The following is a 16594-nucleotide window of genomic DNA, read 5'->3' as shown; positions in this document are numbered from 1 at the left end:
CGCCCGATCGATTATTGGTCTTATTTAGAGATTGTTGAAGGCGACACACCCTACAAATAATGTTGCATGATTTTTCCTAAAATTCAGCACAGTGAATTCAAAATACTAGACAAGATAGCTAAAACCACAAACTATCTTGAAATTATCTGCGTTAATCTGTGTTAATCTGCCTTAAATCTGCGGTTGACTATCAATCAAAAAATTATGCAATAAGTCCATCTCAACCCGCCCACTGACCAATGCCCCATCCCCGATGCCCCATGCCCAATGCCCAATGCCCCATGACTAAGGACTAATTGCCACTTCTATGCGGCGGTTGCGCTGGCGGTTGATCTCAGAACTATTATCCACCAAAGGGCGACTTTCCCCGTAGCCGATCGCCACCCAATGATACTTCTGACCGAGCACGCCGGACAAATACTGCACCACAGCCTGAGCCCGCGCAAACGATACATTGCGATTGTCCGCCTCTTCAAGAGCGTCGTCAGTGTGGCCCCCAACCCGCACCGTCGCCCCCTCGTAATTGCGCAAATCCGCCACCAAATTGTCCAAAATCGCAGTGGTTCCCGCGCGCAAGGAAATGCTACCAGTATCAAACAAAACATCGCTGGGGAGAGTTACCATCAGCCCATCTCCCGCAAACGCCGGATTTCTTGTATTCTGGGGCTGCGCGTTGGCATTTCCCGGACTCAGCGCTGGTAAAGCCAGAGGAGAAGCACTTGCACTTCCGGTTGCGGCCAATTCCTGCGATATCAACTGCAACCGCTTTTCCAAAGTTTCCGTCGGGCGACTGCTACCCAACTGACTTTCTAAAGCGGCTGTACGGCCAATTAGCGCGTTCAACTCTCCCTGTAATTTTCTCAAATCCGACTGCAATTTCTCTCTCTGGGCTGGACTAACTTTTGACTGGGGTGTGGGTGTAGCAGTTGGTGCAGGAAGTGCCGGAATTGGCGTTGTTGGCGCGCGTTTCGGGCTGGAGGTCAAATTTTGAGTAACGCGCAGCAATCTCTCGGCGATCGGCATTTCTGTGGCGCGTGAGGGATAAATTTGGGCGATCGCCATCCCTAAAACCCAAGCAAAACCGCTGCCTACTCCCAGCAGCAGCAGTCGAAATATCAGCGACAGTACAAGCAAACCTTTTCCCCGCGACTTGGAGACGCGAGTCGGGGGGATTGAAGGTTGTTGGTTAGAAGATCGCGTCATGGTTCCTCCCTCTCGGTACACATACCTGATTAATTTCGATACTATCTTACCTATCCGATTTGAGATTTGAGATTTGGGATTTTAGATGGGAAGAGAAATCTACCATCTGAAAAAGAAACCCGGTTTCTCCAAATCAGGGCTTTGGCGGCGCAGCATCTGCTCGTAAACCTGATTTCTAAGTTGTTGTGCATTTAAATTGTATATTTCGATGATTTATCAAACCTTCCCCCGATCCCCATCGGACCATTTCCCCCTCAAACACAAGAGACAATCTAGATGCACAACAGCTTAGTCCCCTGCGTGTCAGCCTGAATCTGTTAGATAATACCGTAGAACTTTTGGAGAAAAAACCGATGACCGACCCTTTAAATAGCGCCTATCCCGTGCCTTGGGAATGGATTAGTGACACTCACGCTAAAGTGAGTTCAAATGCCGGCACCGGCCTCCGCTACTATCGCAGTCCTTCCCTAGTTTCAACTAACGGCCAATACGCGGCTTACAGTCGAATTGAGTTGAAAGTACAGCCGGAATTCTCCCGGTGTCGGGTTAGCAGCGTCATGTTTGTGGAAAATCTCAAAACCGGGGAACTGCAAACAGTGGCGGCTGCTTCGCCGCTGGCGGAAAGCGGAATGTATGCTAGCGATGACACAGATATGTCCGGGACGATCGCCATTTTAGTACCTGTTTCTTGGAATCAAGAGGGTTCCCGGGTTCTCGCCCGCGAATTTGAAGCCTTGTTCAACTCTTCCGATATGTCCGACTACGCGGTCATTTGGGATAAAAACGATCGTTACACTTATACCGTTGCTCCGGCTCGCAGTCTTTACACTCATGCGGTATTGTTGGGTTGGAGTCAAGTTTGCCCGGGACAAGTTCTGTTCCGCGCCGGCCATTTGGGCGATCGATCTTGGCCTCTTTGTGCAGTCGATATGACCGGCCAAACGGTATCTGTCAGCGAAGACAAACCCCTAGTTTTCGGCAGTCAAGCCAGCACAGACTGGATCGAACCTAAAACTCGTTTTTAGATATTATGGCGGCATATTTTGCGATCGGGCCCACAATTATTTTACTTTCCGGTCAGTCTTTAGAGCAATTTCTTTTAACTCTGGGGCTGACAGCTTTGGCTATTATTTTCGGTCTGACATCTTTTATTTTTCTGCGGATTTGTTTCAATTGGTTGCAGGCGCTATTCGAGGAAAACCGCCATTTGTTTATACCGAAGTTAAAAAAGGCGGGCAATTCAACCGCCAATATTACTGAACTAGAAAACGTTTTTTTAGAACCGCTATTCCTGGAAATTGACCCGAATTCAACGGCGGCAATTTTTGGAGAAGAAAGCGATATTGCCGAAGCGCTTGAGCCAGAGATTATCTGCGAAGATTCAGCAGCAGTTGCCCATCTCTACAAGCCGATCGCTCTTTGGCACGGGCGCTTGATTTTGCCCCCAAACGAACAGCGCCAGCCCTACGGCACAGTGTTTTTTAAAGTGATAAATGCACCTAAAAAATATCAAACTTTCATTGGCAAAACAGCCTTTTTGAAGTGGAGTACAAATCGCCACGTTCAGTTTTTTGTCCACGCCGTAAGTCAAGATATCAAGTTTACAAAACGAACCAGGAAAAGTCAAAAATCAGGCAACATTCATCCAGATAGATTGAACGGCTGGCGAAATGTCGGCCCTTTAGAAACTCTAGCAGGTAGCAGACGCGAAGACAGCGTGACTGTGATGCTGCGCAGGCCGGTGATTGTCATCAACCACAGCAGCAGCAGCGAGGGACAGGAACTAATTATCGATCGCGAACCAGTACAAATTATCGGACGTTTCTGTGCCTTAGTCTCAATTTTAAAGCGCCAAGAACCCGACAGCGACAAATTTATTGTCCGGCATTTCAGCAAAACATCCCAACAATTTGACGGCGCCGCCGAAATCATTCGGATTCCGCAAGTACAGCCGGACAAAAATGGCATAGCGAGGTCTACCAATCACCAAATCGAACAATCGCCATTAAATCCAGAGGGCTGGTACATTTACGGCGAAAGAGACGAAGACAATATTTTTGTAGTTCAGGCACTCGAACCCCGCCAAATTGCCCAATTAATACCAGATGAAACACATTTCGGTTTGAAAAAATCTCTCGCTTATTTAAGGGAGGAAAACTGGTTAAATACAACGGCACAAAAAGGACAAGCAAAAAGAGTATTGTTGACGCCAAATGACGGTACAGAAAACGATTCTATCTCCCCTTGGGAAGAAGGAGATACTGGCATCGTGATTCACAGTTTCGGCGGTATTGGCGGCAAAAATGGCGAACCGGCACCGTTGGGAATTGTCACCGGACATTTTGCTTTTGGAGTAGCAAAAGTTGTGCGCGATCGCTTTACCAGCGAACTGCGTTTTGACATAGAATACAAACAAGTTTATGCCCACAATCCCGATGGAATTGTGGCAGGTTCCAGCAAATGGCAAAGTTACATGGGAGATTTGCAGCGGGGCTGGTTGGGCGATCGCCCGGTGTGCGATATCATCTGTAAATTAGACTGCGTGTGTTGCGACTACGACTTTGACGGCATCACCTTGTCGCCCTTAACCGAATTAAACCAGCAACTAGATATCATGATGGCGCGCTACCGCAGCGGAGACGGCACCGGCGGAAGTTTAGTCACGCCAGCAACTTCTTGCGTCCAAGATTCCAGTCAGGCAATTTACGCGACAATTAAAAAAATTACTGCGGAAATTGAGTCAAATCCTCAGATTCAAGACTGGCTGAAAACCAATCCCGCAGCCGCACAAACTCAAAGATTTAACCAGTTAGTAGCCTTAGGACAGAGTTTAGAAAAAGTATTAATTCCTCTCGGTGTTGTTCGTCCTGATTGGCGCAAAAATGTGAGATTGGCTGGGATTGATTCTGAACTCAAAAAAAGCTTTTTTGCTGGGATCGCGAACTCGATCAAAGCTGCGATGAGTTACCGAACAATGCTACCGAGGCGCACCCAAGATGCGATCGCCAAAATCCTCTTAAAACAGGGAGCATTTTTGTGGATAATTCGCACAAATCAAGTTGGGGGATTTGATGCAGACATTGAGCCGATCGCACCGACAGGACTTTGAGCGATCTCAAGTCAGTAAAACACCCCCACAAAATAGGTTCGTAGTGAGGACTTTAGTCCGCAGAAAAAAACCGGACTAAAGTCCTCACTACAAACCCCTAAAATAGGTTCGTAGTGAGGACTTTAGTCCGCAAAGCAAACAGGACTAAAGTCCTCACTACAAACCCCTAAAATAGGTTCGTAGTGAGGACTTTAGTCCGCAGAACAAACAGGACTAAAGTCCTCACTACAAACCCATTACCAAGGAGTGACAGCAACAGTGCCGCCCGGTGCAAAAACTACTCGGAAATCAGCCAACGGTTCCGCAGGCGGCCTAGTACCAACCGGTTTGTAAAGCAACTCCGACAACGGCGCTTCGGATCGATCGACTGCTGCGGAATTTTCCGACTTGTAACCGACAATCGCCCCATCTTTAGCCACACTCACCCGATAAACCAACTCCGTATCAACAGCAGGCTGATTCTTCAAAACTCCATCAATTTGCTGGGAAAGTTTGCCCTTCAAAAGATCTATTTCGGCCGCATCGGTAATCGGCACGGCAGCAGCCTCAGGGCTTGCCAAACCTTCAGAAACAGGACTGGGCGTGCTTTCCGGCGAAGTGTTCGACTGCGGTGTTGCTAAGGGTGAAGCCTCACCAGTCGCCGCAGGGCTCGGAGTTGGCGAACTCGATTCAACAGCTTTCGGAGTTTTATCCCCCGGTAGCAAACCGTCAGCAGGAGGCGTGGGATTGGGATTCGGCGAACCCGATCCGCCCGGATTCGGCGTGCCCAGATTTTGGCCAGCAGGATTGGGCTGCGGCACCGGATCTCTCGGGCGCTGGACTTCGGGCACCGGCACCAAGAAAAATGCCATCGCCGCCAAAGCCAAACTCGACACCCCCACCACCGCAGGCAAACTGCGCTTCGCCAAAGGTTCGGCAGACTTGATATAACGCTTGGAAATTGGGGTTAATTGCAGCGACAATTCTGGCAGCGTCTGAGTGTCGGCAAAAAATTGATCGATCGCCTCTACCAAATCAAATAGCTGTACCGTCGTCAAATCTACCTGTGCCGACAGTTCTGTTTTTCGATCGATTTGGGTGGCGCTGCCAGATCCGGCGGGTAGAACGGTCAAACGGTGGGAATTCCCGTCAATTCTGTGCAACTGTACCATACCCAAAGAAGGGCCGTAGCGATCGGGATAATGCACTCCGCTCATAAATTCTTGAGCGTAGCTGCTGACGGCCCTCACCAAGCTTTCAAAAAACTCCCGTCCCCCGCTGAGGGGTTCACCGAGGCCTGTCACATAGCATTCAGCGCTCATTAATATCGAAAGCACCGGCCGCATCTCTAGCTGGCTGGCTGCCGAGCCATCGCTCAACCCTTCTAGAACCAGGGTGCAATTTGGCAGACTGTACTGACGCCTAATAGTCATTTTTATTCAATTTCTCCATCAAACAGGCTAACCCAGAAGCGCTGCATTCCGGCTGTGCCTGTACAAAATAGCAGTTTGCTCAACAAGTTTAAAGCTAGTTCGTTGAGCTTGTCGTCGGAATTATAAGCTGCAACTACCGATCGCTTGGGGTTCATGCGCGATCGAAAATGAGCTCGAAAGCGTTCTAAATACTCGGCTAGCTGCAAATTCTGACTGAGGGGAAGATTTCTCGATCGCAACTGCTGCGAATCCAGCAGCAACTGCCGAATTGTCGCGGTTAACTTGCGCGCCATATTACAGGCGATCGCCACCAGCGCCTTTGCCTCCACGACTGTCAGGGAGCGGCGCTGGGTATAGCGTCTCAGCGGGTTAGTATTGCGCATCAGCCAAAAGGCAACGCGATTTTTGATAATTGACTCCAATTCCAGTTCCTTCGACACTGCCAGCATTTCTTCAGCACCTCCGAGGTACAAGGCCTCGATCGCCAGCAACATCAAGTCAATTTGCAATCTAGCCCGGCGGGGACACCCACCCTCGTTCGGCGACAAATCTGGCAAACTGTCTAAAATCAACGGGTTTGACTCGGTAAGCGAAGTTTCTGACGGCATTAAGATCACGGCAACATCCATTCCAAACAAACTATACGGTTATCCGGGGTCTCGGGCATGACAAATTCTGAACCGGCGACTCCTCTGAGATACTTTATTTCGATCGTTGACTTTTAAGTATAATTTCACTCTAAGTGATAATAGCAAAAATCCAAGACCCCACCCCCATCGCCGGAGCTTTTTGATTAAGTGCTGCGCCAGGGAAGAAGCGGAGAGTCGGAGAGTCACAGAGTCTGATAGCGACAAATAATTCCCGATTCCCGATTCCCGATTCCCGATTCCCGATTCCCGATTATCGATCAATGTCCCTGCTTCTGAGGTTTCGCCGCCGCTTCTCTTTGAGCCGTAAAATTAGTAGCCGCCGCCCGCTCCGTGAGACTAATTTTTCCCTTAAGGCTGTCTTTATCCACAATTCCTCGCAGTTTAACATAGCTGTTTTGACCGATCGCTCTGGATTCGCTGCAACCCGCTAAATTAGGAACCGCACCCGACAAGCTCAACCCTTGATTTTCCCACTTCCCAACTAGAGAAGGTTTCTCCTCGGCTGTTTTTGCCCGATCGGCCTCGCTGCTGCCCGATCGCAAATTACCACTCAAATAAACACCCGATTGCTCGATTGTCAAGGTCAAAGTATCAGATTTCAGACATTGGGGCAAACTTTTAGCATCAAAGCGATAACTTCCCGCAATTGCCGGAGGAGCCTTTAAATTTGTTTCGCCGTAAGCAGTTACCACCTTAAACAGCACGGCAACAAACGCCAGCGAAACACCATAAAATGATAACAATTTGACATTTAAATGAATCATAATTTTGGGAATTGGTAATTAGTCATTAGTCATCAGTCATTAGTCATCAGTCATCAGTCATCAGTCATTAGTCATCAGTCATCAGTCATCAGTCATTTTACCCTCCGAGCGACTTGCCCGCCCGCTCACGTCGAGGGGAGCCGAAGGGTAGTCCAGCCGTCATTAGTCCTTGGTAATTGGGAATCGGTAATTGGGAATCGGTAATTGGGAATCGGTAATTGGGAATCGGTAATTGGAAGTTAAAACATGATTTTTTATGCCTTATTATTTATTCCTTATTGCCGATTCCTTCTATCCGTTACATCCCGTACACTGCGACGGCTGCCGAACTTCCTTCTAATTACTACTTGGAGCGAGTACCGAAGCCAAGTGCGATCGCACTTTCACGTAACACCGCGCAATCAGCAGCGAAGAATGACACTGCACCGCCAACTCATCAGTATACTGTCCCAAAGTTTGGCGTTCAATTCCCCACTCCCGACTCGTACCCGCGATCGTCAAATCAGCATTAGCAGAAGCCGCCACCACCGCTTGAATTGGCTCAGCCGCCTCCACAATCGGAGTTTCAATGCGCGATCGCACCTCAGCCGGCAACTGATCCATCACTCGCTGAAACTCGTAACTCAACTCATTTCCCTCTTCCCCGTCAACCGCCACCCGCAGCACAGTCAAACGGCGTTCCTCGCTATTAACTAACAGTCTCAGCGCCAATTCTAAGCCCAGATCGTCGTGAATATTTGCCGCATAAGGCACTAACAAATTATTCAACCGTTCCCGGCCTCTGTCAACAAAAATTGCTACATCCACCTTAGCGTTGCTGAGAATTTGGCCGACACGCCCTCCCAAACGGTTGCTGCTAAAAGTCGGCCTGTGCCATCCTACTAAAATCAAATCCGCGCGATCCAGTTCCGCAATTTGTGCCGTTTCCCGCGCCACATCCTTAGTAACCCGAATGATGGGATGTACGAATTTTCTCGCCTCCGGCATTTCCAAACTCTCTATCAATTCTGATAATTTCGAGCGGCGTTCCTGGATAATGCGATCGGCTTCTGTCGGCGTACTTTCAAAAGCATAATTTTCATTGAATTCGATCAAACTCAGAGGATGAACCGCCGCCGACTGCAAATCGCTACCGCCTGTACCCGCAGCAGGCTGCGCCAGGGCGATCGCCAGTTGCAGCAAACCTTTCTGCGTGGTGGGATTAGCAACCGGGACTAAAATTCGATAAGTGGGCAGTAATTCCATGTTAATTTCTTCGCTTTCTTCACCCATTGACGAATCTTTTAATTCTGAATCCTCAGAACTAACTTCTGAGATATCTAACCTAATCAGCCGTTTCGGATAAGCCCACTCCAACAGTGGCGAAGTCATAAAAGTTGTCACTAAAGCCATGATGACTAACATCGTAAATAGCAGCGGCGAAATTACCCCCAAAGAAAGACCGATATTCAGCACGATTAGTTCAGTCAAACCGCGAGTATTCATCATCCAACCCAGGGCCGAAGCTTCGCGGTTGCTTATGCCACAGACTCTAGCAGCAGCGTAAGTTCCGACATATTTTCCAATAATTGCTACTCCTAAAACAGCCGCGCACAGCAGCCACAAATCTGGACTGTTGAGCAGACCGATTTGAGTGCGCAAACCGCTGTAAGCAAAAAAAACTGGCAGCAGAAATATTAGCACAAAATCTTCTGTTTTTTCAGCTAATTCTCTGGTAAGTCCGGCATTTTTGGGCATTGATACTCCCAGCAAAAACGCACCAAAAATTAAGTGAATGCCGATCCATTCAGTAATTAAAGCCGATGCTACAACTCCCATGTAAATGCCGGATAGCACTAATTGAGATAACCTGCCGGTGCGGTTGTAGTGCTTGGAAAGCCGCTGCAAGAACCAGCGGACTACAGTCAGCATAAAACCGATGTAAATTACAGATTCAATAATTGTCGGCCAAGCGCCGATCATCGAGTTAGTGCGCGTAACTGCGATCGCCACCGCTAACAAACACCACGCCGTCACATCGTCTACCGCAGCGCAAGTCAGGGCCAGCGTCCCCAATTTTGTATTCTGCAAGTTGTGCTCTGTAATAATTCTTGCCAGCACCGGAAAGGCAGTAATTGACATCGCAGCGCCCAAAAACAGGGCAAATGCTGTAAACGAAACGCTATTATTTGAAACGATCGGGTACAGCATCAGCGCCAGCAAGCTTCCCAGGGAAAACGGCACTAAAATGCTGACGTGAGAAGTTAAAATTGCTACATCTAAATTGTTTTTGAGATACTTGGGATTCAGTTCTAAACCAATCAAGAACATGAAAAATATCAACCCTACCTCAGATAGCACGTTGAGGAAGGGAACGGCCTCGGCTGGAAAAAGTGCTGCTCCTAAATCTGGTGCAACCAAACCGAGGAGAGAAGGCCCGAGCATAATTCCTGCTACAATTTCTCCAATGACTTGAGGTTGTTTGATCGCTCGAAATCCTAAACCCACAAGTCGGGAAAGTGCGATCACAATTAGAACTTCAAGCAGGACGAGAATGGGAATGGGCATGGCGTTTTTAGCTTTGGGTTTTTTGCGGATCGAGAAGGGACGGTGGTAAAGCCGGCAGAATTGTCGATCGAATAAAATCGATAAAAGCTCGATCGAACGAAAAAAGGAACAAGAGACGCACCAAGGCAATTCTCTCACAGGCTAAGAAAGGCTTTGGCAAGCTCAAACCTGGATTTTTAGTTTTTAAGATGCGGTTGCTAGTAACTCTAACCGTATCGTGCCCCCCCCGCACCCAACCCGCCCACTAAATCTCACTCAAGCGGGCGCGCACCGCCCACGCAACCCTACGGAAAACCCAACCCTACGGATCTAAGATAGTCAGAAAAAGTGGTGCTTCTGGTGATAAACTAGAAAAGTTGTTTAAATTCGCACATCCGGGTTTTCGGGTGTTTCGAGGGCGCAAACCCTCAGAAATACGACCGGGTGGAGGATTAACCCGAATACAGGAGTTAAAAATACAATGCCAGTAGTCAGTTTGGCTCAAATGTTAGAGTCAGGGGTTCACTTCGGACACCAAACCCGTCGGTGGAACCCGAAAATGTCTCCCTACATTTTCACAGAGCGCAACGGGGTTCACATCATCGACCTCGTGCAAACCGCTCAGCTTATGGAAGAGGCCTACGAGTACATGAGAGTGGCCTCGGAAAAAGGCAAAAAGTTTTTGTTCGTCGGTACAAAGCGCCAAGCTGCCGGGATTGTAGCCCAAGAAGCTCAACGCTGCGGTGCTTACTACGTCAACCAGCGCTGGCTGGGGGGAATGCTCACCAACTGGACGACAATTAAGTCCCGCGTCGAGCGCCTCAAGGATTTGGAACGCCGCGAGGAAATCGGCGCCCTGGATTTGTTGCCGAAAAAAGAAGCTTCGGTGTTGCGCCGAGAAATGGCAAAACTCCAGAAGTATCTGGGCGGGATTAAATCTATGCGTAAGATTCCCGACGGAGTGGTGCTGGTAGACCAACGCCGCGAGTATAATGCTGTGTTGGAATGCCAAAAGCTGGGAATTCCGATCGTGTCTCTGTTGGATACCAACTGCGACCCGGATTTGGTTGACATTGCGATTCCAGCAAACGACGATGCTATTCGATCGATCAAACTGATTGTCGGCAAGTTAGCTGATGCCATCTACGAAGGTCGTCACGGTCAGCAAGGCGGCGACTCTGACGAAGACTACGACTACGAAGGTGGTTACGAAGGCGCGGAATATGATGGCGAAATCGAAGAATTGGATGACCCCAATTATGTAGATCCAGACGATGCCGACGCTGACGGCGAAGAAACCGAAAGCTAGTATTGCGATCGGAATCTGACACCAGGCAATTAAAAATTAAAGATTGAAAATTAAAAATCATAATTTTTAGTTGGATATTTTTAATTTTTAATTGTAAATAGCACGAGTCTAAGTCATTAGTAGGGCTCTGGCAAAAGCATTCCGCAGTGTAAGCGCCTGAATTAATCCTGGCGTTACAGGTACAAAGTCCGCCCTCAGCCGGACTGGGTATTTCTTCACTCTTGTCTAATCATTAACATTTAGATTAGTGACTAATGACTAATGACTAATGACTAATGACTAATGACTAATGACTAATGACTACTGACTAATAATTAATTTTGATTGGGAACTTAAAGAAGATGGCGGACATATCTGCAAAACTTGTTAAAGAACTGCGGGACAAAACTGGCGCGGGCATGATGGACTGTAAAAAAGCCCTCGTTGAAAACGATGCCAATATCGAAACATCAATTGAGTGGCTGCGGAAAAAAGGTCTGGCTTCGGCAGGTAAGAAAGGTGGACGAGTTGCATCTGAAGGTATAGTAGGCAGCTACATTCACACTGGCGGCCGCGTCGGTGTGTTGGTGGAAGTTAACTGCGAAACCGATTTTGTTGCCCGCCGCGAAGATTTCCAAGCTTTGGTGCGCAATATTGCGATGCAAATTGCAGCTTGCCCAAATGTGGAATACGTGAAAGTTGAAGATATCCCTGCTGAAATTGTCGATCGAGAAAAGGCAATTGAAATGGGCAAAGATGACTTGGGAAACAAGCCGGACAATATCAAAGAAAAGATTGTTCAAGGGCGGATTGAGAAGCGTTTGAAAGAGCTATCTTTGATGGATCAGCCTTTTATTAGAGATCAGAATATCTCGGTGGAAGAGTTGGTGAAACAAACGATCGCCCAAATTGGAGAAAATGTCCAAGTACGTCGCTTCGTGCGTTTTGTGTTGGGCGAAGGCATTGAGAAGGTAGAAGCTAACTTTGCCGATGAAGTGGCAGCACAAATGGGTGCTGCTCAATAATCGAAAATTTAGATTGAGAATTAAAAATTAAAAATGTGAAAAGATAATTTTTTTGCATTTTTAATTTTTAGTTTTTTACAGGACTTATGCACTGCGTGCTAACAACCCGATTTCCAGTGTGAATTTAATGTCAAATGCAATCAGAAATTGCTGTTTGGCGATTAAGGTAAGATCCCCCCTAGCCCCCCTAAAAAAGGGGGGAACAGGAAGCCGTCAAAGTCCCCCTTATTAAGACCGGAAGCGGTTAAAGTTCCCCAACAATCAGGGGGATGCGAGGGGGATCTAGTCTCGGCTATAAACGAATACGGTTCATTTAAGCCAGATCCCCCCTAGCCCCCCTTTTTAAGGGGGGAACAGGAAGCCGTCAAAGTCCCCCTTCTTAAGACCGGAAGCGGTTAAAGTCCCCCAACAATCAGGGGGATGCGAGGGGGATCTAGTCTCGGCTATAAACGAGAGATAAAAAAGATAACAAATGTTGAGGCGATTGTTGAAACTTATTGCCGGTTTCTAACCAGAATACACTCGACAATCAGAGAATGTGTCGCAGAAATCGGGTGGTTTTGCCGATCGTCCTATTTTAATTTTATACCGGAGATATGGTGGGAACAAGAGAACGCATACAGCAAGATTTGACAGGACTCGAAGAGGCTTTGGCAGCCTTGAATGTGGACTTTCGCAGTACCTACGATGGTTATCTAACTGCGTTGGGACAAGCAGTGCGGCAGCAGTTAATTTTGGCTTGCTATCACCTTTGCACTCAATCGGTGCCGGAGTCGTTTCTCAAGTTGTCCTTCGACGGGCGACAAAAAATGCAGCAGTCTGTAAGGCTTTTGGCCGCGGCGTCTCAAGAAAAATTGCGATCGCTCGCAACTGAATCAGAGGAAGAGGAAGAGGAAGAGGAAGAGGAAGAGGAAGAGGAAGAGGAAGAGGAAGAGGAAGAGGAAGAGGAAGAGGAAGACGAATTCGAGGCAGAAATAGAGGAAGAAAACGAATTTTCCGCCATTAACTATCAATTTCCAGCGACAAGTTACGAGTTGCCAATTGCTAATTCCCCGGAAAGTTTGGCGCGCTGGCAAAATAGTATTGAAAAGTCGATCGCCCAGATTCTCAAGCTGCTTTCTCGCGACACCAACCGCTTGCTGCAACAGTCGGGAATCTTGCCGAATCAATTGCCAGAAGCTGTTCTAGAAGCTGCTTCTGGTGCTGAATTGTCCGGCGACAGCGTTGCGGGGCCACCTAACCTATTAAGCTTAATCATTGAAACAGATAGTTCACCAGCACCGCCAAACTTGGGAAAAAGACCCGGTAGTAATGCTTTGCACATTACAGCAATTAAACTGCGGTTGTCGGAAATAGAGTTTGCCGATCCGGGAACATCGGCTTGGCGCCAGCAAATTCGCAACCTCTCTGTACGCTTGAACTCGCTAGGTCGCGATTACCAGAAAAAGCAGCGGGAACTTGCTGTGGTGGAGGCTGAGTCGGCTTGGCGGTCGAGTTGGTTTGAAGATTAGTCAGTTGACAGTTGAGAGTTGTCAGTTGACAGTTGAGAGTTGAGAGTTGTCAGTTGACAGTTGACAGTTGTCAGTTGACAGTTGAGAGTTGTCAGTTGACAGTTGACAGTTGTCAGTTGAGAGTTGTCAGTTGTCTGGATTTTTTGAGCTATGATTAATAACTAATGACTGATGACTGCTGACTAATGACAGTTTACAGTTGACTTTGACAGTTGACTGTTAACCGTTAACTACTGACTAATGACAACTGACAACTGACAACTGACTAATGACTAATGACTAATGACTAATAACTAATGACTGATGACTAATAACCAACCAGAATGGCAGCGATTGCAAAAAGCTCTTTCCGTAGAAGCCGATCGCGGATTTAACGACATCCAAGGCAGTCAATACCGCTTCAGCGAGTTTCTCGGCCTGAGTTTGAGACAGTTGGCTGGCGCTGTTACTGGTTCTTCGCGCGATCGCGCCAGACAACTAGCTGCTGAATTTGACATCTACCCTCAGAAGGATCTCGAAGCGCGCCAACATTCGATCGCCATTACAGTCAGTTTCCTCCGACAAATGGAGCAACTTTGGGAAGAACAAACGACACAAGTCAGACTAGAAAACGCTGCCGATTCAAGCACTCCAGCCGTTTCTGTTCCCCGAACCGCACCTCTGACTACAGCACCCCCACCGCCTAGCTTGACTCTCGATCAACCGTTAACGCGCGTCACAGGTATCGGCCCAGCCAACGGCAACCGCTTGCTAAAACTCGGTTTATACACCGTATACGACCTGCTTTACTACTATCCCCGCAACCACATCGACTATGCAAAACAAGTACAAATTCGCGAGTTAGTAGCAGGGGAAACTGTCACTTTAATCGCCGAAGTCAAGCGCTGCAATTGCTTTTCTAGCCCGAAAAATAAGAAATTAACAATATTAGAAGTAATTTTAAAAGACCGCACAGGAGAAATCAAAATTAGCCGCTTTTTTGCCGGGCCTCGCTACAGCAATCGCGGCTGGCAAGAATTCAAAAAGCGCGAGTATTGTACTGGTGCGGTGCTGGCTGCTTCGGGGTTGGTGAAGCAGGGTAAATACGGCATTACTTTAGAAAATCCTGAGTTGGAAGTATTAGATGATTCCGGTGGCGCGATCGAATCTATGAAAGTCGGCCGCCTGATTCCTGTTTATCCGCTGACGGAAGGGGTGGATGCGGGTTCGGTGAGGCGATCGATCTTGGCTGCAATTGGAGCCGCGAAACTGTTACCGGAATCGCTACCGGAGGATTTGCGCGAGCGTTACGGCTTAATGGGTTTAGCCGATGCGGTGGCAAATATTCACTTTCCAGTCGATCGCGATTGCTTGTCCGCCGCCCGCCGCCGCTTAGTTTTTGACGAATTTTTCTACCTGCAATTAGGACTTTTAAAGCGTCGCCAAACCCAAAGAAAAGCTCAAGCTAGTGCAGTCATCCTTCCCGGCGGCAAATTGATCGAGCATTTCTATCAAATCTTGCCTTTTGCGATGACAAATGCCCAGGAAAGAGTAATTAACGACATCCTCAACGATTTAGCCTCGACGCAACCGATGAACAGGTTAGTGCAAGGCGATGTCGGTGCCGGGAAAACAGTCGTCGCCGTAGTCGCAATGCTAGCAGCAATTCAATCCGGATATCAAGCCGCTTTAATGGCACCGACGGAAGTTTTAGCAGAACAGCATTACCGCAAATTGGTAGGTTGGTTTAATTTAATGCACTTGTCTGTCGAACTGTTAACTGGTTCGACAAAAGTAGCCAAACGCCGCGAGATTCACAGCCAGTTAGAAACCGGAGAATTGCCTGTTTTAGTGGGAACTCACGCGCTGATTCAAGATACCGTAAATTTCCATAAATTGGGTTTGGCCGTAATTGACGAACAGCACAGATTCGGCGTGCAGCAGCGCGCTAAATTGCAGCAAAAAGGCGAATCTCCCCACGTTTTGACGATGACCGCTACTCCCATCCCCCGAACCCTGGCGCTGACGCTCCACGGCGATTTAGACGTGAGTCAAATTGATGAACTTCCCCCCGGTCGGCAGGCGATTCAAACGACGGTTCTGTCGGCAAAAGAACGCCTCCAGGCTTACGATTTGATTCGCCGGGAAGTCGCGAGCGGGCGTCAAGTTTATGTGGTGCTGCCTCTGGTGGAGGAGTCGGAAAAGTTGGATGTGCGATCGGCAATTGAGGAACAGGAAAAACTGCAAAACAGCGTATTTCCTGAGTTTAAGGTGGGTTTGCTGCACGGTAGAATGAGCAGCGCTGACAAAGATGAGGCAATTACTAAGTTTCGGGATAAAGCAACTGATATTTTAGTATCTACGACTGTGGTGGAAGTTGGCGTAGACGTGCCGAATGCAACGGTGATGCTGATTGAAAATTCTGAGCGGTTTGGACTGTCGCAACTGCACCAGTTGCGGGGTCGAGTCGGACGGGGCCGCAATCGTTCTTATTGTTTGTTAATGCCGGGTTCCAAGGCTGCGGAAGCTATGCAGAGAATGAAGGTTTTAGAGCAATCTCAAGATGGATTTTTTATTGCAGAAATGGATATGAGATTGCGCGGGCCGGGTCAGGTTTTGGGAATGCGGCAGTCTGGTTTACCGGATTTTGCTTTGGCGAGTTTGGTTGAGGATCAAGAGGTTTTGGAGTTGGCGAGGGAGGCCGCTCAAATGATAATTGAGAGTGATGAAAGTTTGAATCAGTGGCCGGTGGTGCGGGATGAATTGGATCGCAGATATCAGCGGATGATGAGCGGCTCGATTTTGACTTAGAGAATTCCGAAAAATAGGTTTGTAGTGAGGACTTTAGTCCGCAAAATTTGATGCGGACTAAAGTCCTCACTACAAACCCGATCGACAAAAGTATAAAATATCGGCGGATGATAAGCGGCTCGATTTTGACTTAGAAAATTCTGGACGCAGCAATTGGGTTTCGATCGCAAAGCTTACTCACTCGCGAGCGAAGAAACAGGTTTCTGCAACGGAAACTCAAAGTTTTAAGCAAATACGACAAAATAGGTTTGTAGTGAGGACTTTAGTCCGCAAAATTTGATGCGGACTAAAGTCCTCACTACAAACCCGATCGACA

The 16594-nt window shown here is 48.0% G+C and carries 11 protein-coding genes; 6 read left to right on the top strand and 5 right to left on the bottom strand.

Annotated elements, in window-relative coordinates; all coding sequences use genetic code 11:
- Positions 1-285: 285 nt before the first annotated feature.
- Positions 286-1203, bottom strand: coding sequence for an OmpA family protein (locus tag QUB64_RS14765; protein ID WP_333271195.1), 918 nt, complete (start codon positions 1201-1203; stop codon positions 286-288).
- 353 nt (positions 1204-1556) lie between these two features.
- Here QUB64_RS14765 and QUB64_RS14760 point away from each other — a divergent pair, with 353 nt between their 5' ends.
- Both QUB64_RS14760 and QUB64_RS14755 read left to right on the top strand, forming a co-directional pair.
- Positions 1557-2228: a hypothetical protein gene (locus QUB64_RS14760; RefSeq protein ID WP_333271197.1), complete on the top strand. Its 672-nt coding sequence runs from the start codon at positions 1557-1559 to the stop codon at positions 2226-2228.
- A 5-nt stretch (positions 2229-2233) separates the two neighbouring features.
- The gene (locus QUB64_RS14755) at positions 2234-4312 is read left to right on the top strand and encodes an abortive infection protein (protein WP_333271199.1); all 2079 of its coding nucleotides are present in this window, start codon (positions 2234-2236) and stop codon (positions 4310-4312) included.
- Between the two features lie 236 nt (positions 4313-4548).
- On the opposite strand, the gene QUB64_RS14750 is transcribed toward QUB64_RS14755, so the two are convergent.
- The 4 genes from QUB64_RS14750 to QUB64_RS14735 all read right to left on the bottom strand — a co-directional run bounded on the left by QUB64_RS14750 (position 4549) and on the right by QUB64_RS14735 (position 9685).
- On the bottom strand, positions 4549-5724 hold the full coding sequence (locus QUB64_RS14750) for a DUF4335 domain-containing protein (RefSeq protein ID WP_333271201.1): 1176 nt from the start codon (positions 5722-5724) through the stop codon (positions 4549-4551).
- 2 nt (positions 5725-5726) lie between these two features.
- Positions 5727-6353 carry a DUF3038 domain-containing protein gene (locus QUB64_RS14745; protein ID WP_333271204.1) on the bottom strand — a complete coding sequence of 209 codons (627 nt, stop codon included), beginning with the start codon at positions 6351-6353 and terminating at the stop codon, positions 5727-5729.
- A 278-nt stretch (positions 6354-6631) separates the two neighbouring features.
- Positions 6632-7138: a hypothetical protein gene (locus QUB64_RS14740; protein WP_333271206.1), complete on the bottom strand. Its 507-nt coding sequence runs from the start codon at positions 7136-7138 to the stop codon at positions 6632-6634.
- Positions 7139-7474: 336 nt separating this feature from the next.
- Positions 7475-9685 (bottom strand): cation:proton antiporter, encoded by a 2211-nt coding sequence (locus QUB64_RS14735; RefSeq protein WP_333271209.1) that lies wholly within the window; start codon positions 9683-9685, stop codon positions 7475-7477.
- 460 nt (positions 9686-10145) lie between these two features.
- On the opposite strand from QUB64_RS14735, the gene rpsB reads away from it, so the two are divergent.
- The 4 genes from rpsB to recG all read left to right on the top strand — a co-directional run bounded on the left by rpsB (position 10146) and on the right by recG (position 16278).
- Positions 10146-10973 carry a 30S ribosomal protein S2 gene (gene rpsB / locus QUB64_RS14730; RefSeq protein WP_333271211.1) on the top strand — a complete coding sequence of 276 codons (828 nt, stop codon included), beginning with the start codon at positions 10146-10148 and terminating at the stop codon, positions 10971-10973.
- 341 nt (positions 10974-11314) lie between these two features.
- Positions 11315-11977 carry a translation elongation factor Ts gene (tsf, locus tag QUB64_RS14725; RefSeq protein ID WP_333271213.1) on the top strand — a complete coding sequence of 221 codons (663 nt, stop codon included), beginning with the start codon at positions 11315-11317 and terminating at the stop codon, positions 11975-11977.
- A 596-nt stretch (positions 11978-12573) separates the two neighbouring features.
- Positions 12574-13488 carry a hypothetical protein gene (locus QUB64_RS14720; protein WP_333271215.1) on the top strand — a complete coding sequence of 305 codons (915 nt, stop codon included), beginning with the start codon at positions 12574-12576 and terminating at the stop codon, positions 13486-13488.
- Between the two features lie 303 nt (positions 13489-13791).
- A complete protein-coding gene (gene recG, locus QUB64_RS14715) occupies positions 13792-16278 on the top strand; it encodes an ATP-dependent DNA helicase RecG (protein WP_333271218.1) in 2487 nt (828 codons plus the stop codon).
- The last annotated feature ends 316 nt before the right edge of the window (positions 16279-16594 follow it).

The organism is Microcoleus sp. Aus8_D2 (genome assembly GCF_036702665.1).
In the GTDB taxonomy this organism is placed as follows: Bacteria; Cyanobacteriota; Cyanobacteriia; order Cyanobacteriales; family Microcoleaceae; genus Microcoleus.
The sequence above is the reverse complement of the archived record's forward strand: the minus strand, read 5'-3'. Positions and strand labels throughout refer to the sequence as shown.

Coding starts and splice junctions, on each gene's coding strand:
- QUB64_RS14765 (WP_333271195.1), bottom strand. CDS start 1,203: ATGACGCGATCTTCTAACCAACAACCTTCAATCCCCCCGACTCGCGTC.
- recG (WP_333271218.1), top strand. CDS start 13,792: ATGACTAATAACCAACCAGAATGGCAGCGATTGCAAAAAGCTCTTTCC.
- QUB64_RS14740 (WP_333271206.1), bottom strand. CDS start 7,138: ATGATTCATTTAAATGTCAAATTGTTATCATTTTATGGTGTTTCGCTG.
- QUB64_RS14735 (WP_333271209.1), bottom strand. CDS start 9,685: ATGCCCATTCCCATTCTCGTCCTGCTTGAAGTTCTAATTGTGATCGCA.
- QUB64_RS14720 (WP_333271215.1), top strand. CDS start 12,574: ATGGTGGGAACAAGAGAACGCATACAGCAAGATTTGACAGGACTCGAA.
- QUB64_RS14755 (WP_333271199.1), top strand. CDS start 2,234: ATGGCGGCATATTTTGCGATCGGGCCCACAATTATTTTACTTTCCGGT.
- QUB64_RS14760 (WP_333271197.1), top strand. CDS start 1,557: ATGACCGACCCTTTAAATAGCGCCTATCCCGTGCCTTGGGAATGGATT.
- QUB64_RS14750 (WP_333271201.1), bottom strand. CDS start 5,724: ATGACTATTAGGCGTCAGTACAGTCTGCCAAATTGCACCCTGGTTCTA.
- QUB64_RS14745 (WP_333271204.1), bottom strand. CDS start 6,353: ATGGATGTTGCCGTGATCTTAATGCCGTCAGAAACTTCGCTTACCGAG.
- rpsB (WP_333271211.1), top strand. CDS start 10,146: ATGCCAGTAGTCAGTTTGGCTCAAATGTTAGAGTCAGGGGTTCACTTC.
- tsf (WP_333271213.1), top strand. CDS start 11,315: ATGGCGGACATATCTGCAAAACTTGTTAAAGAACTGCGGGACAAAACT.